This is a genomic window from Candidatus Mycolicibacterium alkanivorans (assembly GCF_022760805.1).
GTDB classification, from domain to species: Bacteria; Actinomycetota; Actinomycetes; order Mycobacteriales; family Mycobacteriaceae; genus Mycobacterium; species Mycobacterium alkanivorans.
The window spans coordinates 1,318,964-1,338,017 of the sequence record NZ_JAIVFL010000001.1; the positions used below are offsets into that span (position 1 = coordinate 1,318,964).

At 67.0% G+C, this 19,054-nt stretch carries 20 protein-coding genes, 1 tRNA gene and 1 pseudogene; 13 read left to right on the forward strand and 9 right to left on the reverse strand.

Going from position 1 to position 19,054, the window contains the following annotated elements; translation table 11 throughout:
* Positions 1 to 26: 26 nt before the first annotated feature.
* Positions 27 to 94: transfer RNA gene (locus tag K9U37_RS06525), tRNA-Phe, on the forward strand.
* Between the two features lie 369 nt (positions 95 to 463).
* Here the strand turns inward: K9U37_RS06525 and K9U37_RS06530 are convergent.
* Positions 464 to 979 (reverse strand): helix-turn-helix domain-containing protein, encoded by a 516-nt coding sequence (locus K9U37_RS06530; protein ID WP_243071007.1) that lies wholly within the window; start codon positions 977 to 979, stop codon positions 464 to 466.
* A 478-nt stretch (positions 980 to 1,457) separates the two neighbouring features.
* On the reverse strand, positions 1,458 to 2,621 hold the full coding sequence (locus tag K9U37_RS06535; RefSeq protein WP_243071008.1) for an acyl-CoA dehydrogenase family protein: 1,164 nt from the start codon (positions 2,619 to 2,621) through the stop codon (positions 1,458 to 1,460).
* A 99-nt stretch (positions 2,622 to 2,720) separates the two neighbouring features.
* Here K9U37_RS06535 and fabG point away from each other — a divergent pair, with 99 nt between their 5' ends.
* The 8 genes and pseudogenes from fabG (at position 2,721) to K9U37_RS06575 (ending at position 7,719) form a co-directional block, all read left to right on the forward strand.
* Positions 2,721 to 3,461, forward strand: coding sequence for a 3-oxoacyl-ACP reductase FabG (gene fabG, locus K9U37_RS06540; RefSeq protein WP_243071009.1), 741 nt, complete (start codon positions 2,721 to 2,723; stop codon positions 3,459 to 3,461).
* An 18-nt stretch (positions 3,462 to 3,479) separates the two neighbouring features.
* Positions 3,480 to 3,578: pseudogene (locus tag K9U37_RS06545) on the forward strand (thiolase family protein); the annotation flags it as partial.
* Positions 3,579 to 3,645: 67 nt separating this feature from the next.
* The gene (locus K9U37_RS06550; RefSeq protein WP_243071010.1) at positions 3,646 to 4,839 is read left to right on the forward strand and encodes an acyl-CoA dehydrogenase family protein; all 1,194 of its coding nucleotides are present in this window, start codon (positions 3,646 to 3,648) and stop codon (positions 4,837 to 4,839) included.
* Position 4,840: 1 nt separating this feature from the next.
* On the forward strand, positions 4,841 to 5,524 hold the full coding sequence (locus K9U37_RS06555; protein ID WP_243071011.1) for a GntR family transcriptional regulator: 684 nt from the start codon (positions 4,841 to 4,843) through the stop codon (positions 5,522 to 5,524).
* 294 nt (positions 5,525 to 5,818) lie between these two features.
* Positions 5,819 to 6,049 (forward strand): FitA-like ribbon-helix-helix domain-containing protein, encoded by a 231-nt coding sequence (locus K9U37_RS06560; protein WP_243071012.1) that lies wholly within the window; start codon positions 5,819 to 5,821, stop codon positions 6,047 to 6,049.
* The gene (locus K9U37_RS06565) at positions 6,036 to 6,428 is read left to right on the forward strand and encodes a type II toxin-antitoxin system VapC family toxin (RefSeq protein WP_243071013.1); all 393 of its coding nucleotides are present in this window, start codon (positions 6,036 to 6,038) and stop codon (positions 6,426 to 6,428) included. The genes K9U37_RS06560 and K9U37_RS06565 overlap by 14 nt, the downstream gene beginning before the upstream one ends.
* Before the next feature lie 74 nt (positions 6,429 to 6,502).
* Positions 6,503 to 6,808 (forward strand): hypothetical protein, encoded by a 306-nt coding sequence (locus K9U37_RS06570; RefSeq protein ID WP_243071014.1) that lies wholly within the window; start codon positions 6,503 to 6,505, stop codon positions 6,806 to 6,808.
* A complete protein-coding gene (locus K9U37_RS06575; protein WP_243071015.1) occupies positions 6,805 to 7,719 on the forward strand; it encodes an LLM class F420-dependent oxidoreductase in 915 nt (304 codons plus the stop codon). The genes K9U37_RS06570 and K9U37_RS06575 overlap by 4 nt, the downstream gene beginning before the upstream one ends.
* Here the strand turns inward: K9U37_RS06575 and K9U37_RS06580 are convergent.
* Positions 7,693 to 8,877: a pyridoxal phosphate-dependent aminotransferase gene (locus tag K9U37_RS06580; RefSeq protein WP_243071016.1), complete on the reverse strand. Its 1,185-nt coding sequence runs from the start codon at positions 8,875 to 8,877 to the stop codon at positions 7,693 to 7,695. The genes K9U37_RS06575 and K9U37_RS06580 overlap by 27 nt on opposite strands.
* 78 nt (positions 8,878 to 8,955) lie before the next feature.
* Complete coding sequence (locus K9U37_RS06585; RefSeq protein WP_243073253.1) at positions 8,956 to 10,464, reverse strand: Hsp70 family protein; 1,509 nt, start codon at positions 10,462 to 10,464, stop codon at positions 8,956 to 8,958.
* Positions 10,465 to 10,673: 209 nt separating this feature from the next.
* Between K9U37_RS06585 and K9U37_RS06590 the strand changes: the two genes are divergently transcribed.
* Both K9U37_RS06590 and K9U37_RS06595 read left to right on the forward strand, forming a co-directional pair.
* Complete coding sequence (locus tag K9U37_RS06590; protein WP_243071017.1) at positions 10,674 to 11,885, forward strand: acetyl-CoA C-acetyltransferase; 1,212 nt, start codon at positions 10,674 to 10,676, stop codon at positions 11,883 to 11,885.
* A gap of 30 nt (positions 11,886 to 11,915) precedes the next feature.
* A complete protein-coding gene (locus K9U37_RS06595; protein ID WP_243071018.1) occupies positions 11,916 to 14,051 on the forward strand; it encodes a 3-hydroxyacyl-CoA dehydrogenase NAD-binding domain-containing protein in 2,136 nt (711 codons plus the stop codon).
* A gap of 162 nt (positions 14,052 to 14,213) precedes the next feature.
* On the opposite strand, the gene K9U37_RS06600 is transcribed toward K9U37_RS06595, so the two are convergent.
* From K9U37_RS06600 to K9U37_RS20380, 3 genes are read right to left on the reverse strand one after another with little or no spacing between them, the layout of a single operon-like run.
* Positions 14,214 to 14,807 (reverse strand): class I SAM-dependent methyltransferase, encoded by a 594-nt coding sequence (locus tag K9U37_RS06600; protein ID WP_243071019.1) that lies wholly within the window; start codon positions 14,805 to 14,807, stop codon positions 14,214 to 14,216.
* A 2-nt stretch (positions 14,808 to 14,809) separates the two neighbouring features.
* Positions 14,810 to 15,235: a pyridoxamine 5'-phosphate oxidase family protein gene (locus K9U37_RS06605; RefSeq protein ID WP_243071020.1), complete on the reverse strand. Its 426-nt coding sequence runs from the start codon at positions 15,233 to 15,235 to the stop codon at positions 14,810 to 14,812.
* A 48-nt stretch (positions 15,236 to 15,283) separates the two neighbouring features.
* A complete protein-coding gene (locus K9U37_RS20380) occupies positions 15,284 to 15,643 on the reverse strand; it encodes a hypothetical protein (RefSeq protein WP_372489405.1) in 360 nt (119 codons plus the stop codon).
* 61 nt (positions 15,644 to 15,704) lie between these two features.
* Between K9U37_RS20380 and K9U37_RS06615 the strand changes: the two genes are divergently transcribed.
* Positions 15,705 to 16,694 (forward strand): LLM class F420-dependent oxidoreductase, encoded by a 990-nt coding sequence (locus K9U37_RS06615; RefSeq protein WP_243071021.1) that lies wholly within the window; start codon positions 15,705 to 15,707, stop codon positions 16,692 to 16,694.
* Here K9U37_RS06615 and K9U37_RS06620 read toward each other — a convergent pair.
* Positions 16,675 to 16,899: a hypothetical protein gene (locus K9U37_RS06620; protein ID WP_243071022.1), complete on the reverse strand. Its 225-nt coding sequence runs from the start codon at positions 16,897 to 16,899 to the stop codon at positions 16,675 to 16,677. The genes K9U37_RS06615 and K9U37_RS06620 overlap by 20 nt on opposite strands.
* Before the next feature lie 86 nt (positions 16,900 to 16,985).
* Between K9U37_RS06620 and K9U37_RS06625 the strand changes: the two genes are divergently transcribed.
* Positions 16,986 to 17,330 carry a cupin domain-containing protein gene (locus tag K9U37_RS06625; RefSeq protein ID WP_243071023.1) on the forward strand — a complete coding sequence of 115 codons (345 nt, stop codon included), beginning with the start codon at positions 16,986 to 16,988 and terminating at the stop codon, positions 17,328 to 17,330.
* A 69-nt stretch (positions 17,331 to 17,399) separates the two neighbouring features.
* Here the strand turns inward: K9U37_RS06625 and K9U37_RS06630 are convergent, their stop codons facing one another.
* On the reverse strand, positions 17,400 to 19,052 hold the full coding sequence (locus tag K9U37_RS06630; protein WP_243071024.1) for a DNA repair helicase XPB: 1,653 nt from the start codon (positions 19,050 to 19,052) through the stop codon (positions 17,400 to 17,402).
* Between the last annotated feature and the right edge of the window lie 2 nt (positions 19,053 to 19,054).

Genomic DNA, 19,054 nt, shown 5'->3' on the forward strand with positions numbered 1-19,054 from the left:
ACGACGCATAGACTCAGATAAACCGCAGGTCAGTGGCTATCCCGTCCGCCTGAAAAGCGGAAGGTCGCCGGTTCGATCCCGGCCCTGGCCACCAGTGGATCACCCGTGCTGAGAGCAGTCGGGTCGGGATGCGGTGCGCCATAGTGACCGATCCACCCACGCCAATGTCCGATCCGAGCGGCCATCGCTACACTTCTTCGTGCGCCTTCAACGAAGGTTCTCAGCCTGCTCGCTGGTCAGTCAGGACTGTCGGCGACTAGGGCTATCGCTGATCCCGCGTTTGTCGTGCAGGCCGCCGAGTACGTAATCCAGCTCGAAGAGAATCCCGGACCCCCGCGCGGGCGCGTACGCCTCCTCGGTGGGCAGCTGCAGCAGAAAGTCACGCCGAAGGCTCGGCACAAGGGCGCAGGTGTCGAGGACGGCGCGATACACAGGGGCGAGTCTTTCAGACGCGGCGGATAGGTCAACGCTTGCGTTTCGCCTCGGCGAGCAACTCGGTGACCTCGTCGGCGTCGGCGTCGGCGTCGGCGTCGGCGAACTCCGCTGAGCTCTCGGTGATGAACCGGTTGCGCCGGGCGCGAAGCTCCTCGCGGTAGGCAAGGACATCGGCAAGTCGGAGCTTGCGCCGGACCGCGCCGGGCACGTGCGCGTGCAACTCGCCGTCCGCGATGAGGCGAACCACCGTGGGGCGGCTCAGGCCGAGGAGTTCGGCGGCCTGCTGGGTGGAGATTTCCTGGTCGCGAGTCAGGATGCTGACCGACTGGCCGTGGCTGAGGGCGTGGACGACACGCTTGAGGATCTCGTGAAGCTGCTCGGTCAGTTCGACGCGGTCATGTTCGCCCGCGCCGGACAGGAAGAAGGCGGGCTCTGGGGAGGTCCCGGGACGCGCCTCGTGCGCCTGGATGAAGCTGAGGACATTGGCAAGCCCATCGGCATCGGCCGGAACCGGGCTGACGACCTCCGCGGCGGTGGTGCTCATGGGTCTCACTATCCTTTCGCCCCACCTTCGGAACTGGGCCCAGCGTAGCAAAGTTACGAAAGTTACGAAGGCACGGTGAGGCGTCGGGCTATGCGCTCGTCGCGTAGGCGCCGACGCCGCCGGACTTCTCGCCGACGGCGCTTGCCCGTCTTCTCATTGATCCCGACCGCCACGCGGGTTGCCGTCAGTGGCTCAGCAGGTAGGTCATCATAGCGGGAATCTACTGCGCCACACTGACAATTGCCCGACGCTAATCGTAAGTAACGCGTTCGGCGCCAGCGGCTTTCAGCAGCTGGTCCCGTGCTTCATATAGACCGTCGAGAGCGGACTTCAAGTCGAGAGCGGCGTCGGCCAGTTGGTGGCGCGCTGCAGGGTTGCCGTGTAAAGCACAGTATTGCGGTCGCCGAACACAGCCTGTCCACGTAGAGCAGCGCTTCGACGGCAACACCGGTGCTGAAGGCCGCCTTGCCGGCGAGCCTCACTGGTTGCGCTGCGCTTCTTTGACCAGTCCACCGCCGACGATCAGGCGTTGGATCTCGCTGGTGCCCTCATAGAGTCGCAGCAGCCGCACCTCCCGGTAGATCCGTTCCACCGGCACACCGCGCATGTAGCCGGCCCCACCGTGCACCTGGACCGCGAGATCAGCCACCTTGCCTGCCATTTCGGTGCAAAACAGTTTGGCCGCCGAGGGGGCGATCCGGCGGTCCTCGTCATGCAGCCACTTCTGTGCGGCGTCGCGCACCAGCGCGCGGCCGGCCATCACTCCGGTCTGCTGGTCAGCCAGCATCGCCTGCACCAGTTGGAAACTCCCGATCGGCGCGCCACCCTGGGTGGCGGTCGCCGCATACGCCACCGACTCGTCCAGTGCGCGCTGCGCCGATCCCACCGCCAGTGCCGCGATGTGGATGCGCCCGCGCGCCAGCGACGTCATCGCCGCCCGGTAGCCAATGTCCTCGCTACCGCCGATCAACGTGTCGCTGCCGACGCGGACATCGGTGAAGTTCACATCCGACGTCCACGCTCCCTCCTGTCCCATCTTGGCGTCCTTCGGACCCACCTCGACACCGGGCGTGTTCGCCGGCACCAGGAACACGGCGATGCCCGGGCCCTCGGCGTCAGCGGGCCGGGTACGGGCGAACACGATGAACAGATCGGCCACCGGGGCGTTGGTGATGTACTGCTTGCGGCCGTTGATCACCCAATCATTGTCGTCGGCAACGGCTTTCGTCTTCAATCCGGACGGGTTGGACCCGGCCCCCGGCTCGGTCAATGCGAACGACGCCACCACGTCACCGGAGGCGATCGGCTCGAGCCAACGCGCCTTCTGCTCGTCGGTACCGAAGCCGACGAGCACCTGCCCGGCGATGCCGTTGTTGGTGCCGAACATCGACCGCAGCGCCAGGCAGGTGTAGCCGAGCTCCATCGCCAACTCGACGTCCTGGGTGATGTCGAGGCCCAACCCGCCCCACTCCTGCGGGATCGCGTAGCCGAACAGCCCCATCTTCTTGGCCTGGTCGCGCAGATCGTCGGGAACCTTGTCCTCGGCGACGATCTCTGCCTCACGCGGCACCACCGCGGTGCGCACGAAGTGCCGGGTCTGAGCCAGGATCTCGCGGAAGTCGTCGGCGTTGACGTCGGACATCAGGGCTCTCCTTGTCTGGGGGGCGGTGGATGGACGCGATCCTATATGAAATATCATGTTGACCGATTCTCGGGTCCGCCGAACGAAATGGGAGCTCAGATGTCGTTGCTGGCCGGTCAGACCGCGGTCATCACAGGTGGAGCGCAGGGTTTGGGCTATGCCATAGCCGAACGCTTCATCTTCGAAGGCGCCCGCGTCATTCTTGGTGACGTCAACCCGGACGCCACCAAAGCGGCGGTGGAGACGCTCGGCGGTACTGATGTCGCCCGCGCGGTGAAGTGCGACGTGACGGCCTATGCCGACGTCGACGCCCTGGTGGACGCAGCGCTGGGCGAGTTCGGCCGGTTCGACATCATGGTCAACAACGCCGGCATCACCCGCGATGCGACCCTGCGCAAGATGACCGAGGACGAGTTCGATCAGGTCATCTCGGTCCACCTGAAGGGCACCTGGAACGGGCTGAAGAAGGCCGCGTCGATCATGCGGGAGCAGAAGAGTGGCGCAATCGTGAACATGTCGTCGATCTCCGGCAAGGTCGGCATGATCGGCCAGACCAACTACTCGGCGGCCAAGGCCGGGATCGTGGGCATGACCAAAGCCGCCTCCAAGGAACTGGCGCACCTGGGCGTGCGGGTCAACGCCATCCAGCCCGGGCTCATCCGCTCGGCGATGACCGAGGCTATGCCGCAACGTATTTGGGACTCCAAGGTCGCGGAGGTTCCGATGGGCCGCGCCGGCGAGCCCTCGGAGGTGGCCAACGTCGCGCTGTTCTTGGCCTCGGATCTCTCGTCGTACATGACGGGCACGGTGCTGGAGGTCACCGGGGGACGGTACCTCTGATGAGGACCGCCGAGATCGCCGGGCGGCATGCTCGAGACCGCCGAGAACCTGCGTCGCGAGTACGGTATCTCCCGCGAGGAACAGGATGAGCTGGCCGTCGCCTCGCACCAGCGGGCTACGGACTTGAGCCGATGTGCATCGGCGGGGGCCAGGGCTTGGCCGCCGTGTTCGAAAGGGTGACCACGTGACCAGACTTGCGCAGACGCTCGGGCTGACCGAGTTCCAGACCGAGATCATCTCCACTGTGCGGCAATTCGTCGACAAGGAGATCATCCCGAACGCCCAGGAACTCGAGCACTCCGACACCTACCCGCAGGCCATCGTCGACCAGATGCGCGAGATGGGATTGTTCGGGCTGATGGTGCCCGAGGAGTACGGCGGGCTCGGCGAGTCACTGCTGACCTACGCGCTGTGCGTCGAAGAACTGGCTCGCGGCTGGATGAGTATCTCCGGGGTGATCAACACCCACTTCATCGTGGCCTACATGATCCGCCAGCACGGCACCGACGAACAGAAGCAACGCTTCCTGCCGCGGATGGCCACCGGCGAGACCCGCGGTGCGTTCTCGATGTCCGAACCCGAACTCGGCTCCGACGTCGCCGCGATCCGCACCCGTGCCCGCGACAACGGCGACGGCACCTACACCATCGACGGCCAGAAGATGTGGCTGACCAACGGCGGAAGCTCCACGCTGGTGGCCGCGCTGGTGCGCACCGACGAGGGCGCGGACAAGCCGCACCGCAACCTGACCGCGTTCCTGGTCGAAAAGCCCTCCGGCTTCGGCGAAGTCGCGCCAGGGCTGACCATTCCCGGCAAGATCGACAAGCTCGGCTACAAGGGGATCGATACAACCGAGATGATCTTCGACGGCTACCGCGCCAGCGCCGACGATGTCCTGGGCGCCAAGCCGGGACAAGGCTTCTTCCAGATGATGGACGGTGTCGAGGTCGGCCGCGTCAACGTCGCCGCCCGTGCGTGTGGCGTCGGGATCCGGGCGTTCGAGCTCGCCGTCCGCTATGCCCAGCAGCGCAGCACCTTCGGCAAGCCCATCGCCGAGCACCAGGCCATCGCCTTCCAGCTCGCCGAGATGGCCACCAAAGTCGAAGCCGCACATCTGATGATGGTCAACGCCGCTCGGCTGAAGGACTCCGGTGAGCGCAACGACGTGGCCGCCGGAATGGCGAAATATCTGGCCAGCGAGTTCTGCTCGGAGGTCACCCAGCAGAGCTTCCGGATCCACGGCGGCTACGGCTACTCCAAGGAGTACGAGATCGAGCGCCTGATGCGGGACGCGCCGTTCCTGCTCATCGGGGAAGGCACCAGCGAGATCCAGAAGAACATCATCAGCAAGCGGCTGCTGGCCGACTATCGGATCTGACATGAGCGCACCGGATTTCGCCCCGCGGCCGCAGCTGGCCGAGGATGTGGCGCGCTTCGTCCGCTGGCGAATCTTCAACGGCACCTATCCCGCCGGTGAGTACATTCGGCTCGACCAGCTGGCGGCCGAGCTGGGTGTCAGTGTGACGCCGGTACGCGAGGCGCTGTTCGAGCTGCGCGGCGAAGGGCTGCTGGACCAGCTGCCGCGGCGCGGCTTCGTCGTGCTGCCGTTCACGGACCGCGACATCACCGATGTCTCCAACCTGCAAGCACACGTCGGCGGCGAACTGGCGGCCCGGGCAGCGCTGAACATCACCGACGAACAACTTCACGAACTGGCCGACATCCACCACCAACTGACTGCCGCCTACAACGCCGACGACGGCGATCGGGCAGTGCGGCTCAACCACGAATTCCACCGCGCCATCAACGTGGCCGCAGACTCACCGAAGCTGGCCCAGCTGATGTCGCAGATCACCCGGTACGCACCGGAGTCGGTGTTCCCCGCGATCGAAGGATGGCCGGACCGGTCGGTCGCCGACCACCGACGCATCTTTGCGGCGCTGCAGGCCCACGACGGAGACGATGCCCGCGCCGCGATGTCGGACCATCTGGCCGCCGGGGCGGCACCGCTGATCGAGCACCTGGTCAGGCACGGGGTCGCGCAGCGGGCGGTCCGTCCGTAGCGGTCACACCACCGAGTAGCCGGCCGGCAGTCCAGCGCGCGGTGAGAGCCAGGAGCACCACTTGGCCGTCGCCCCGACCCGAGCGCGGGGATGTCCCACGCGTTCGCCGGGTCGCGTGCTTCCCGGCCAGACGATAGAGCCGGATCTGCTCATCGAGTCCGCAGGTGGCCACGACGCCGATTTCACCCGCTCGCCGGGTCTGCGTAAGGCGCCAGTCCGGCCTGACTGGCCTGAGGTCACCAGCCAGCGCGCTGCGAACTTGCATTATGGCGCCATTGGCGCCATAATGGCGCCATGCCGAGTGTGCAGATCAAAGACGTTCCAGAGGAGACCCATGCGGTGTTGCGGCAGCGTGCGGCGCGTGCACATCAGTCGCTGCAGGAGTACTTGCGTAGCAGGTTGATTGAAGAAGCGGCCGCGCCAACCGTGGACGAGGTGCTGGAGCGGGCCGCTAACAGAACGGGTGGGGCGTTGTCGTTGTCGGCAGCAGCCGACGCGATCCGAGACGATCGTGATCGTCGTTGACGCCAGCGTCGTGGCGGTTGCTTTGGCTGATGACGGTCCAGATGGCGTCAAGGTGCGAGAGGTTCTCAGCGGGCAGACGCTTGTCGCTCCGGAGTTGATCGACCTCGAGATCGTGTCGGTGTTGCGTCGACAGGTGAGGGCCCGCTCCATGGTCCCGCGGCGCGCGGAACTCGCGCTGCTGGATCTGGCCGAACTGCCGATGAAGCGCGCCGCGCACCGGCCATTGCTGGCGCGTTGTTGGGAATTGCGTGCGTCGGTCACGGCCTATGACGCTGCATACGTAGCGCTGGCCGAAGCGCTGGAAGTTGTCCTGGTAACCGCAGATCGCCGTGTTGCACGGGCCCCAGGCATACGGTGCCCGGTCGAGATCATCAGCTGAGATACGAACTCCATGGACTGCACTGCTCTGGTGCCGGCAGGTCACGGAGCCGTCGCACGTCGGGCACCGCCGTGATGTCCGCGATCGCTGTGGCCTACTCCGGGGTCAGACAGGAGTACCGCGGGTGCGAAAGCGACGAGATCTACGTCCCGCCCGGCACGGACCCGCGCGGCCAGCTGAGATGCCAGGACGCCAAGTACACGCTCACGCGGCAGGGCGACAAGACCAAGGTCCGCTTCGACCTGTTCCACCGCGGCAAGCGGGTTGTCGACCTCGACGTGAAGTCGCAGCGGCGGTGCGCTGCTCGGGCGGCAACAGTTAGAGTCACCCGGAATAGTTCGGAATTCGGGCCGTGCCGGCTGGCGTTGCCCCCGGTATGACGACCGGAGCAGTGATCTCGCCCAACGCCGACGCCGAGAACGCCGTCGACGATGTCATCAATCAGGCCCGCGGCGCGTATGCGGGCGGAGTTCGCCAGGTGTGGTTCGCCCAGCAGTTCGACCTCGATGCCATTTCGCTGGCTGGGTTGGTCGGGGCGGCGGTTCCCGGCCTGGGCGTGGGCACCTGCGTGGTGCCGATCAATCCGCGCCACCCACTGATCATGGCGTCGCTGGCACAGACCGCGCAGGCCGCCAGTCACGGCGGCTTCACCCTGGGCCTGGGTCTCGGGGCGCATGGACCCGAACGGGCGGCGTTCGGGCAGTCGTGGCCCAACACCGGCGACCGACTGCGCGAGCACCTCACCGTGCTGCGTTCGATATTCGACAGTGGCTCAGTCGATTTCCACGGCTCCCGGTTCACTGCGAGTCCGGAGTGGCCGACGCGAGTGCCCGGCGGAACACCGATCCCGATCTACGTGGCCGCCATGGGACCCAAGGCGCTCGCGGTCACTGGCGAGCTGGCGGACGGAACGCTGCCCTATCTGGCCGGTCCGCGCACTATCCGCGAGTTCATCGTCCCCGCGATCTCGCGGGCGGCCGCCGAGGCCGGGCGCCCCCAGCCGCAGGTCATCGCCGCGGTCCCGGTGCTGGTCACCGACGACGTGGACACCGCACGGGAAGCCGCGGAGGCGGCGCTCGGCTTCTACGCGACAATCCCCTCCTACCGGAAGGTGATCGCCAGGGAAGGGGTCGACAACGTCGCCGACCTCGCGGCCATCGGGCCCGCCGAGTCGGTGCTCGAGCAGCTGCGATCCTATCTCGCCGCGGGCGCGAGCGAGCTCGTGCTCAGCCCGCTGCCGGGGATTCCCGCGCCGAAGGAGGCGCTATGGGAGGTCGCGGCCGCCCTGTAGCGCGCCGAGCCGCCGGATCGCCTCGTCAAGGGTGTCGTCGCGCTTGCAGAAAGCGAAGCGCACCAAGTGTTTCCACGCCCCGATATGTGGGGACGCCGGATCGCAGAACGCCGACATCGGGATCGCCGCCACCCCGGCCCGCCCCGGCAGCTTCGCGCAGAACGCGGTGCTGTCAGAGTAGCCCAGCGGTCGCGGGTCGGCGCACAGGAAGTAGGTGCCCGCGCTGTCGTGCACCCCGAAGCCTAATTCGGTCAACGCCGCGGCCAGCCGGTCGCGCTTGGCCTGCAGTGAATCGCGCAGCGCGCCCACCCACGCTTCCTCGAAGTTCAGCGCGTAGGCGACCGCGGGCTGGAAAGGTGCGCCTCCCACATAGCTGAGGTACTGCTTGGCTGCGCGCACCCCGGCGATCAGATCCGGCGCTCCACAGGCCCAGCCGATCTTCCAGCCGGTGCAGTTGAACATCTTGGCCGCACTCGAGATCGTCACGGTGCGCTCGGCCATGCCGGGGTAGGTGGCCACCGGCATGTGCTTCTGGTCGTCGTAGACCAGGTGTTCGTAGACCTCGTCGGTGATCACCAGCAGGTCGGCCTCGACAGCCAGCGCGGCCAGGGCACGCAGGTCGTGATCCGAGAGCACCATGCCCGTCGGGTTGTGCGGTGAGTTGACGATGAGCGCCCTGGTCCGGGGCGTCACCGCGGCGCGAAGCGCGTCGATGTCGAGGGCGAAGCCGCGGCCGTCGGGCACCAGTGGCACCGGGACGCGTTGCGAGCCGGCCATCGCGATGACGGGGGAGTAGGAGTCGTAGAACGGCTCGACCAGCAGCACCTCCGAGCCCGGTTCGACCAGACCTATGACGGCGGCCGCGATCGCCTCCGTGGCGCCGACGGTGACCAGCACTTCGGTCTCCGGGTCGTACTGCACGCCGTACTGCCGCGTGCGTTGGGCGGCGATCGCCTCGCGCAACGGGGCGATGCCCAGCCCCGGCGGGTATTGGTTGACCCCCTCGGCGATCGCTTTCTGCGCCGCCTCGAGCATGCCTGCCGGACCGTCCTCGTCCGGGAAGCCCTGGCCGAGATTCACCGCACCGACGCGTGCGGCGAGCGCCGACATCTCGGCGAAAATCGTCACCGCATAGGGCTGCAGCCGCGACACCGTCATAGCCGGCGAGCCTATCGGTTGGGTCGAGGTGTGCGATGTCGGTGGCCGACATCGTCGGTGAGCTGACCGGAATGGTGGTTACGCAGCGCCACGGGCCAGCCGGAAGCGGCGGGTGAAACCGTCCGGCCGGGTCGTCAGCGACACCTCGACGCCACCGCCGGAGCTGATGACGTAACGCTCCTCCACGTCGGGCGCGGCATTCCATCGAATGACCGGCCGGCGCGCCAGATTCCGGTCGGCCCGCAGGTCAGGGTCGAACGGGAACAAGACCGGGGCGTACGGGGTCACGTCACCGTCGGGGCGGCCGTCGATGATCCGGCTGCACTCCACGAAGCGGAACCGTCCGATGTTGTGGGCGGCGCGGTAGCTACGGGTCACTACGAGCGGCGGTTCACCCTCAGCGGGAAGAGCGGTGTCCTTCGGCAGGATCGGGTCGAACACGACATCGGTGCCCGCCTGCGCTTCACGGAACACCCCGAGGTGTCGGGAGAGTCGCTCCGACAGGGTGTATCCGGCTTCCTTGTCGAGGAAACCGGCCAACCCGATGGCGGTGGCGGCGAACGGATGCGGGGACCGCTTGACCCGCTTGTCGCCGAATGCCGCGCGCAGCATCCGGCTGACGAGCGGGAAGCTGCCCGCGCCACCCACAACGTAGATGCCGGCGACCTCAGCCCAGTCCAGGACACTGTCACGACCCGGGTCCTGGAGGACCCGTGCCAACGCGTCGACTGTCTTTTGGACCAACGGCGCGCAGGCGGCGTAGACGTCGTCCACGCCGCAGGAAAATGTCGGATGATCCACCATCGAGAGGTCGACCAGGAAGCGGCGGGTGTTGGGGCCCATCGCTTCCTTGCGGGCGACGCATTCGTCGAGTATCGCCTCGCGGGCGTCGGAACCGATGTCGCGCAGTCCCGCATTCTTCAGAACCAGCTCGACGATGGCCTCGTCGAAATCGTCACCACCGAGGTGGCGGATCCCCTGGCTGGTCACCACTTCGTTGAGGGTCCCCGTCATTCTCAGCAGCGAGGCGTCGAAAGTGCCGCCGCCGAGGTCGTATATCAAGACGTATTCGCGCTTGGCCGTGATCGTGGAGCGGTATCGGTGGGCATATTCGAACCCTGCTGCGGACGGCTCGTTGAGCAGTGCGACCACGTCGAAGCCTGCCTGGGTGAAGGCGTCCAGCGTCAGGAAACGCTGCGCGCTGGAAGCGTTGGCGGGCACGCTTATGGCGGCTTCGACTCGTTCGCGCTTCGGCAGCCCGGCATTCGAGCGGCGGTGCAGATCACTGCGTAGCTGGGCCAGGAATCTGGTCAGCAGATCGGGCACCGGGTAGGAGTGACCGGCCAGGGTCACCTCGGTGTCTGGTCCGGCATCGTCGAGCAGGCGTTTGAACGACCGCAGCACCGACCAGCCGGGGGTATGGCGCACCGCGGCGGCGTCCAATCCGAAGCGCAGCTTGCCGGCGACGCTGCCCGCGATCAACGACGGCCACGTGTCGGCTCCGTCGAACGACACGACGGGATAGTTGCCTCTGTCGACCACTGCCGCGACCGTGTGCGTGGTGCCGAAGTCGATGCCCAGCCTCATGTTGCCCAGCCTCATGTTGCCCTGAGTCTAGGGCGCTGGCCGGGTGTGGCGCCGGGGATGAAATCGGCGCGCCGCGCGGCGCAGTTCCAGCACGTCAGACGCCCAACCAACAGGTTGGCCGAGTGGGCTGTTAGGGTGCCTTCAGAGAGGACTAGGCTCCGAAGCGCCGGACCCCGAACAATCCGAACAGGACAGGAAGGGCACGAATCATGTCCGAAGAAGCTTTCATCTACGAGGCCATCCGCACTCCGCGCGGCAAGCAGCGCAACGGCTCGTTGACCGAGGTCAAGCCGCTGAATCTGGTCGTCGGTCTGATCAACGAGCTGCGCTCACGCTTCCCCGATCTCGACGAGAGCCTGATCAGCGACGTCATCCTGGGCTGCGTCACCCCGGTCGGTGACCAGGGCGGCGACATCGCCCGCGCCGCGGTGATCGCGGCCGGCATGCCCGACACGGTCGGCGGCGTCCAGCTCAACCGGTTCTGCGCCTCCGGCCTGGAGGCTGTGAACATCGCCGCACAAAAGGTGCGCTCGGGCTGGGACGACCTGGTGTTGGCCGGTGGTGTGGAGTCGATGAGCCGCGTCCCGATGGGTTCCGACGGCGGCGCCATGATGGCCGACCCCGCCACGTCCTACGACGCCTACATCGTCCCGCAGGGCATCGGTGCCGACCTGATCGCCACCATCGAGGGCTTCTCCCGCGACGACGTCGACGCCTACGCGCTGCAGTCCCAGGAGCGGGCCGCAGCGGCCTGGTCGGGCGGCTACTTCGCCAAGAGCGTGGTCCCGGTCCGCGACCAGAACGGTCTGCTGATCCTCGACCATGACGAGCACATGCGCCCCGACTCCACGATGGAGAACCTGGGCAAGCTCAAGCCCGCCTTCGAGGCGCTGGCCGCCATGGCCGGCTTCGACGACGTGGCGCTGCAGAAGTACCACTGGATCGAGAAGATCAACCACGTCCACACCGGCGGCAACAGCTCCGGCATCGTCGACGGCGCCGCGCTGGTGCTGGTGGGCTCCGAAAGTGCAGGGAAGGCTCAAAATCTGAGCCCGCGCGCCCGCATCGTGGCCACCGCCACCACCGGTGCCGACCCGACCATCATGCTGACCGGCCCGACGCCGGCCACGCTGAAGGTGCTCGACCGCGCCGGTCTGACCGTCGACGACATTGACCTGTTCGAGCTCAACGAGGCGTTCGCGTCGGTGGTGCTGAAGTTCCAGAAGGACCTGAACATCCCCAGCGAGAAGCTCAACGTCAACGGCGGCGCCATCGCGATGGGCCACCCGCTGGGTGCCACCGGCGCCATGATCACCGGCACCATGGTCGACGAGCTCGAACGCCGCGGCGCCAAACGTGCGCTCATCACGCTGTGCATCGGCGGCGGCATGGGCGTGGCCACCATCATCGAGCGCGTCTAGAGCCTGGAATAAGGGAGTAAGCGAAAGACCATGGCAGAAAACACTATTCAGTGGGACAAGGATGCCGACGGCATCGTCACGCTGACGCTGGACGACCCGACCGGCTCGGCCAACGTGATGAACGAGCACTACCAGGAGTCGATGCACAAGGCCGTCGAACGCCTTGTCGCGGAGAAGGATTCGATCACCGGCGTGGTGATCGCCAGCGGCAAGAAGACCTTCTTCGCCGGCGGTGACCTCAAGGCCATGATCAATCTCGGCCCGGAGAATGCCGGAGATGCGTTCGCGATGGTCGAGGCCGTCAAGCGCGACCTGCGCACCCTGGAGACCTTCGGCAAGCCGGTGGTCGCGGCCATCAACGGCGCGGCGCTGGGCGGCGGCCTGGAGATCGCGCTGGCCTGTCACCACCGCATCGCCGCCGACGTGAAGGGTCTTGTGGTCGGGTTCCCCGAAGTCACCCTGGGCCTGCTGCCCGGTGGCGGCGGCGTCACCCGCACCGTCCGGATGCTGGGCATCCAGAACGCGTTCATGAGCGTGCTGTCCCAGGGCAACCGGTTCAAGCCGGCCCAGGCCAAGGAACTCGGTCTGATCGACGAGATCGTCGGCAGCGTCGACGAACTCGTGCCTGCCGCCAAGGCGTGGATCAAGGCCAACCCCGAGGTGCACACCCAGCCGTGGGATGCCCAGGGCTATAAGATGCCCGGTGGCACCCCGAGCAGCCCGGCGCTGGCCGCGATCCTGCCGTCGTTCCCGTCGCTGCTGCGCAGCCAGCTCAAGGGTGCCCCGATGCCCGCGCCGCGGGCCATCATGGCCGCTGCGGTTGAGGGTGCGCAGGTGGACTTCGACACCGCGAGCCGCATCGAGAGCCGCTACTTCACCGAGCTGGTCACCGGCCCGATCGCCAAGAACATGATCCAGGCGTTCTTCTTCGACCTGCAGACCATCAACTCCGGTGGCTCGCGGCCCGACAGCATCGGCAAGACCCCGATCAAGAAGATCGGTGTACTCGGCGCCGGTATGATGGGAGCGGGCATCGCCTACGTCTCGGCCAAGGCCGGTTTCGACGTGGTGCTCAAGGACGTCACCCGCGAGGCCGCGCAGAAGGGCAAGGGCTACTCGGAGAAGCTCGAGGCCAAGGCCCTCGAGCGGGGTAAGACCTCCAAGGAGCAGTCCGACGCGCTGCTCGCCCGGATCACCCCGACGGCCGATGCCGCGGACTTCGCGGGAGTCGACTTCGTGATCGAGGCCGTGTTCGAGAGCCAGGAGCTCAAGCACAAGGTGTTCCAGGAGATCGAGGACATCGTCGAGCCCAACGCGATCCTCGGCTCGAACACCTCCACGCTGCCGATCACCGGTCTGGCGAGCGGTGTGAAGCGCCAGGAGGACTTCATCGGGATCCACTTCTTCTCGCCGGTCGACAAGATGCCACTGGTGGAGATCATCAAGGGCGAGAAGACTTCTGCCGACGCGCTGGCCCGGGTGTTCGACTACACCCTGGCGATCGGCAAGACCCCGATCGTGGTCAACGACAGCCGCGGCTTCTACACCAGTCGCGTCATCGGCACCTTCGTCAACGAGGCGCTGGCGATGCTCGGCGAGGGTGTCGAGCCGGCGTCGATCGAGCATGCGGGGGCCCAGGCCGGTTACCCGGCACCGCCGCTGCAGCTGTCCGATGAGCTCAACCTCGAACTGATGCACAAGATCGCCGTCGCCACCCGCAAGGGTGTCGAGGACGCCGGCGGCGCCTACGAGCCGCACCCGGCCGAGGCCGTCGTCGAGAAAATGATCGAGATCGGCCGTCCCTCAAGGCTTTCCGGCGCCGGCTTCTACGAGTACGTCGACGGCAAGCGCACCCGGCTGTGGCCCGGCCTGCGGGAGACCTTCAAGTCCGGCACCTCGCAGCCGCCGCTGCAGGACATGATCGACCGGATGCTGTTCGCCGAGGCGCTGGAAACCCAGAAGTGCCTGGACGAGGGCGTCATCACCTCGACCGCCGACGCCAACATCGGCTCGATCATGGGCATCGGCTTCCCGCCGTGGACCGGTGGTGCCGCGCAGCTGATCGTCGGCTACCCGCATGGCGGTAAGGCCGGGTTCGTGGCCCGGGCCAAGGAGCTGGCGGCCAAGTACGGCGAGCGGTTCAACCCGCCGGCCTCGCTGCTGTAGTTTCTGCCGCGAGCGACATTGGCGACGTGCCCGAAAGCTTTACCGAAAAGTTCGCGGCGGTCCCGACGAGCTGCGGCGACCGACCGGGCATCGAGTTCGAGGGCCGCAACCGAATTCGCTGGTTCGGTGTGCGCATGGACGCGGTCCCGACGTCACCGCGCTCTACGAGCGGCGCGCGAACAGGTAGGAGCGCGCGTCGAACCTGTCGTTCACGGACAGCCCTTGGTCGTGTCCGGTGGACAGCAACTCCCAGTCGCGGCCGAAGCGCTGTTCGACGTCCGCCTGCGCGATTCCGCGGACCGGGAACGACCCCGGCGTGACCGCGACGATCAGCAGCCGTGCGCCCGGCGCCGCGACCGCGGTGACCTCACGAACGTAGGCGTCGCGGTCGTCGTCGCTCATGCCGTGCAGGCAGCCGTTGTCGACGATCAGACCGAAGTCCGTCCCGACGCCGTCGGCGCGCAGGCGCGTGGCATCGGCATGGGCGAAGTCGACCGCCGCGCGCTTGGCCGCGGCCTTCGCGCGGGCCTTGTCCAACGCCCTGGGTACGAAGTCGACACCGGTGACCTTCCAACCGTGCCGCGCGAGGTAGATGGAGGAGTCGCCGGTGCCGCAGCCGATGTCGAGCGCGGTGCCCGGGGGCAGGGCGGCGTCGCCCTCGATGAGCTCCAGCAGGCGCGGGGCCAGCGGGTGTTCATCCCACGGCGTGATTCCGAGCCGGTACATCGCGTTGAACAGCAGGCGTTTCGACGACACGGTCAGATCGCCCCCAGATCGGCCGACAGCCAGTGCCGGGGCTCGAGGAAGATCGCCACGCTCTCGCCGTGCTCGCGGCGCGCGAACTCCAGATAGCCGTCGACCTTGTCGGGCGGCAGATAGCGCTTGGTCAACTCGACGAGCTGCTCGTCGGTGCCGGGCTCGATGCGGCTGACCTGACCGTCGACCGCGACGTAGCGCACGGTGGGTTCGACACGGTCGACCATCAGCGTGAACTGCCTCTGCGTCTCGATCAGTCGGTGCTTGCGCGAGCCGTTGCCCGTGATCAGCCACGGCTCGCCGCCCGGCGTGTACTGGTACCAGATCGGCACGGTCAACGGTCCGCGTTTGTCGCCCGCGCTCACCGACAACGCGGCGATGTGGGGTTCGGCCAGAAACTGTTCGCGTTCTTCCTTGGAGAGGGCCATGTACGCCAGGCTAGTCGCGGCGGGGGAGGTCACTGCGGCCGTCGATTTCTACGGAAGGGCTGTGATTGTTGCGGGATCACGACCGTGTCGCAGAAATCGGTAGCCACCGACCCGCAAGCGTGTCTGGCCGCGGCGGACGAAGCTGACCGCCGGCACCTCGAGATGCCGACCGCGGCCAAGCCGCACCACCACGGACTGGCGGAGATCAACGACTTCTCGCACATGATGGTGCACAACCTGACGCGGCCGCGACAAGTCGTAGCCCATCGCATCGACGTCGCCGCCCTTTCCGCAGAAGTCGACCTGCCAGCCGATGTTGATCAACGCCGTTCGGTCCCCGGGGATGTCACCGTCTTGCGGCCAGACATACGGGTTCGCCTCGGCGGTCACGGTCCGGCTGCGGCTCATGCGGATCTCCGTTCGACGGGGTTTCGCCCGGCACGACAACGGTTGCGCATAAAGTGACCTCATGCGCTTCGGACTGTTCATTCCGCAGGGTTGGCGTCTGGATCTGGTGGACATTCCCGCCGACAAGCAGTGGCCGGTGATGCGTGACCTCGCGGCATACGCCGACGACAGCCCATGGGATTCGCTGTGGGTCTACGACCATTTCCACACCGTGCCGGTGCCGACGAGCGAGGCCACCCACGAGGCGTGGTCGCTGATGTCGGCGTACGCGGCGACGACGTCGCGGATCAAGCTCGGCCAGATGTGCACGGCGATGAGCTACCGCAACCCCGTTTACCTCGCGAAGGTCGCGGCGACCGCCGACATCATCTCCGGCGGCCGCATCCAGATGGGTATCGGCGGCGGATGGTACGAGCACGAGTGGCGCGCCTACGGCTACGGGTTCCCGTCCGCAGGGGTGCGGCTGGGCCGGCTCGACGAGGGCGTGCAGATCATGCGCGACGCCTGGCGTGACGGCACCGTCAGCTTCGACGGTAAGCACTATCAGGTCGACGGCGCAATCGTTGAGCCGAAACCGTTGCAGGACGGCGGGATTCCGCTGTGGATTGCGGGCGGCGGCGAGAAGGTGACGCTGCGCATCGCGGCCAAGTACGCGCAGTACACAAATTTCACATCCGAGCCCGAGGGGTTCGCGCACAAGTCGCGGGTGCTTGAGCAGCACTGCCGCGATGTCGGCACCGACTACGGCGCGATCGTGCGTTCGGTCAACTTCGACGCCGTGGTCGGTGAATCGGACGCCGACGTCGCCGACCGGGTGGCCCGGCTGCGCGCCAGGCAGGTTGCCAAGGCGAACGAAGCCGCTGTCGACAGTAGGCTGGCGATGGTCACGTCACCCGATTCCGCGAGCGGCACGACCGAACAGGTCATCGAGAAGCTACAGCGCATGCGTGAGCTCGGATGCGAGTACGCGATCTGCTACTTCCCCGAGGCCGCGTACGACCGATCAGGAATCGAGTTGTTCGAGCGCGATGTCATCCCGGCGCTTCTCTGATCGCCGATCGTGCGGGCGCTATCGATTTCGCGTCGGAGACGCGGCCGCGGCGTGCGCACGTCGCGCTCACGCCGCAGACCTGGCTCAGGCGCGGGTGTGCGACGCCGTTCTGCGGGGTGAAATCGCCGAGCCGGAACGACTCGTTTGCTACCCCTTTTCCGGTCTTGCCGGTGCTGCCGATGACGAGAATGGTGTTGTTGGTCATGGCTTGATTTCAACGGATCGCAAGCTGGACGATCCATCGGTGAAACGCTCGATGGCATGTCCGGTCGTCTAGAAGGGGCACCGACGATGAACAAGGTTTCACTCACCTCACTCGCGCGCGAGCAACTCGAGGCCGCCCGTGCAGCCAGCAGTGGCCGCAGCGCGCACACCGTCTACGGCGGCCACGAGCATTCGCTGCGCCAAACCCTGATCGCGCTGACCGCGGGCAGCGAGTTGGACGAACACGAAAGCCCCGGCGAGGCGACCCTGCAGGTGCTGCACGGCAGAGTCCGCGTCGCCAGTGCGCAGGCGCACTGGGAGGGCAGCACCGGCGATCACATCGTCATCCCGCAGTCGCGGCACGGCCTGCACGCACTGGACGACTCCGCCGTGCTGCTGACCGTCGTGAAATCCGTTGGACCGCACGTCTAGTCCCTCCGTGAGCAGACGCAAAAGGCTCCGACACGCCGACAAAATGGCGCACTTTGCGGCTGCTCGGCGCTAGATCGCAGGTCCCAGCAGGTCGTCGGCGTCCTTGATTACGTAGCCGTAGCCCTGCTCGGCCAGGAACCGCTGCCGGTGCGCGGCGTACTCCGCATCCAGGCTGTCGCGGGAGACGACGGAGTAGAACACCGCACCGCCGCCGTCGTGCTTGGGCCGCAGCAGCCGTCCGAGGCGCTGGGCCTCCTCCTGTCGCGAGCCGAACGTACCCGAAACCTGAACGGCGACAGAGGCTTCCGGAAGATCGATGGAGAAGTTCGCCACCTTTGACACCACCAGGGTCCGCACTTCGCCGCGGCGGAACGCGTCGAAGAGCGCCTCCCGCTCGGCGTTTTTGGTCGAGCCCTGGATCACCGGGGCGTTCAACTCGGTGCCGAGTTCGTCGAGCTGGTCGAGGTAGGCGCCGATCACCAGTGTCGGCTCGTCGGGATGGCGGGCCAGGATCGATTTGACCACGGCGATTTTCGAGTGCGCGGTCGAGCACAGTTTGTAGCGCTCGTCGGGCTCGGCGACGGCATACGTCATCCGCTCGTTGTCGGTCATCGTGACCCGGACCTCGATGCATTCGGCGGGTGCAATCCAGCCCTGCGCCTCAATGTCCTTCCACGGTGCGTCGTAGCGCTTCGGCCCGATCAGGCTGAAGACGTCGCCTTCGCGGCCATCCTCCCGGATCAGGGTGGCGGTCAGCCCGAGGCGCCGGCGCGACTGCAGATCCGCCGTCATCCGGAACACCGGGGCGGGTAGCAGGTGCACCTCGTCGTAGATGATCAGCCCCCAGTCGCGGCTGTCGAAGAGTTCCAGGTGCTTGTACTCGCCCTTGGTGCGACGGGTGATCACCTGATAGGTGGCGATGGTGACGGGGCGGATCTCCTTGCGCTCGCCGGAGTACTCACCGATCTCGTCCTCGGTCAGCGACGTCCGCGCTACCAGTTCGCGCTTCCACTGCCGACCGGCCACGGTGTTGGTCACCAGGATCAGCGTGGTCGCGCCGGCCTTCGCCATGGCCGCCGCGCCGACCAGTGTCTTGCCCGCGCCGCAGGGCAGCACCACCACCCCCGAACCACCCGCCCAGAAGGAGTCGGCGGCCATCTGCTGATAGTCGCGCAGCTCCCAGCGGTCCTGCTCGAGACTGATCGGGTGGGCCTCGCCGTTGACGTAGCCGGCCAGGTCCTCGGCCGGCCAGCCGATCTTGAGCAACATCTGCTTGACCCGGCCGCGCTCGCTGGGATGGACGATCACCGTGTCGTCGTCGACGCGGGCGCCGAGCATCGGGGTGATCTTCTTGTTGCGCAGCACCTCCTCGAGCACCGCGCGGTCGAGGCTGATCAGGCTCAGCCCGTGCGCGGGGTGCTTGACCAGCTGTAGGCGGCCGTAGCGGGCCATGGTGTCGACGATGTCGACGAGCAGCGGCTGCGGGACGGCGTAGCGGGAGAAGCTGACCAGGGCGTCGACCACCTGCTCGGCGTCGTGGCCGGCGGCGCGCGCGTTCCACAGCGCCAGCGGCGTGATGCGGTAGGTGTGCACGTGCTCGGGCGCCCGCTCCAGCTCGGCGAACGGGGCGATGGCCGCCCGGGCGGCGCCGGCCAGCTCGTGGTCAACCTCGAGCAGCACCGTCTTGTCGGACTGCACGATCAGGGGGCCGTCGCTCGTCATAG

Excerpts from the sequence above, each read along its gene's own strand:
- K9U37_RS06590 (WP_243071017.1), top strand. The coding sequence starts at position 10,674 with ATGTCCGAAGAAGCTTTCATCTACGAGGCCATCCGCACTCCGCGCGGC.
- fabG (WP_243071009.1), top strand. The coding sequence starts at position 2,721 with ATGTCGTTGCTGGCCGGTCAGACCGCGGTCATCACAGGTGGAGCGCAG.
- K9U37_RS06605 (WP_243071020.1), bottom strand. The coding sequence starts at position 15,235 with ATGGCCCTCTCCAAGGAAGAACGCGAACAGTTTCTGGCCGAACCCCAC.
- K9U37_RS06570 (WP_243071014.1), top strand. The coding sequence starts at position 6,503 with ATGTCCGCGATCGCTGTGGCCTACTCCGGGGTCAGACAGGAGTACCGC.
- K9U37_RS06560 (WP_243071012.1), top strand. The coding sequence starts at position 5,819 with ATGCCGAGTGTGCAGATCAAAGACGTTCCAGAGGAGACCCATGCGGTG.
- K9U37_RS06555 (WP_243071011.1), top strand. The coding sequence starts at position 4,841 with ATGAGCGCACCGGATTTCGCCCCGCGGCCGCAGCTGGCCGAGGATGTG.
- K9U37_RS06530 (WP_243071007.1), bottom strand. The coding sequence starts at position 979 with ATGAGCACCACCGCCGCGGAGGTCGTCAGCCCGGTTCCGGCCGATGCC.
- K9U37_RS06575 (WP_243071015.1), top strand. The coding sequence starts at position 6,805 with ATGACGACCGGAGCAGTGATCTCGCCCAACGCCGACGCCGAGAACGCC.
- K9U37_RS20380 (WP_372489405.1), bottom strand. The coding sequence starts at position 15,643 with ATGAGCCGCAGCCGGACCGTGACCGCCGAGGCGAACCCGTATGTCTGG.
- K9U37_RS06615 (WP_243071021.1), top strand. The coding sequence starts at position 15,705 with ATGCGCTTCGGACTGTTCATTCCGCAGGGTTGGCGTCTGGATCTGGTG.
- K9U37_RS06625 (WP_243071023.1), top strand. The coding sequence starts at position 16,986 with ATGAACAAGGTTTCACTCACCTCACTCGCGCGCGAGCAACTCGAGGCC.
- K9U37_RS06585 (WP_243073253.1), bottom strand. The coding sequence starts at position 10,464 with ATGAGGCTGGGCATCGACTTCGGCACCACGCACACGGTCGCGGCAGTG.
- K9U37_RS06580 (WP_243071016.1), bottom strand. The coding sequence starts at position 8,877 with ATGACGGTGTCGCGGCTGCAGCCCTATGCGGTGACGATTTTCGCCGAG.
- K9U37_RS06595 (WP_243071018.1), top strand. The coding sequence starts at position 11,916 with ATGGCAGAAAACACTATTCAGTGGGACAAGGATGCCGACGGCATCGTC.
- K9U37_RS06620 (WP_243071022.1), bottom strand. The coding sequence starts at position 16,899 with ATGACCAACAACACCATTCTCGTCATCGGCAGCACCGGCAAGACCGGA.
- K9U37_RS06535 (WP_243071008.1), bottom strand. The coding sequence starts at position 2,621 with ATGTCCGACGTCAACGCCGACGACTTCCGCGAGATCCTGGCTCAGACC.
- K9U37_RS06630 (WP_243071024.1), bottom strand. The coding sequence starts at position 19,052 with ATGACGAGCGACGGCCCCCTGATCGTGCAGTCCGACAAGACGGTGCTG.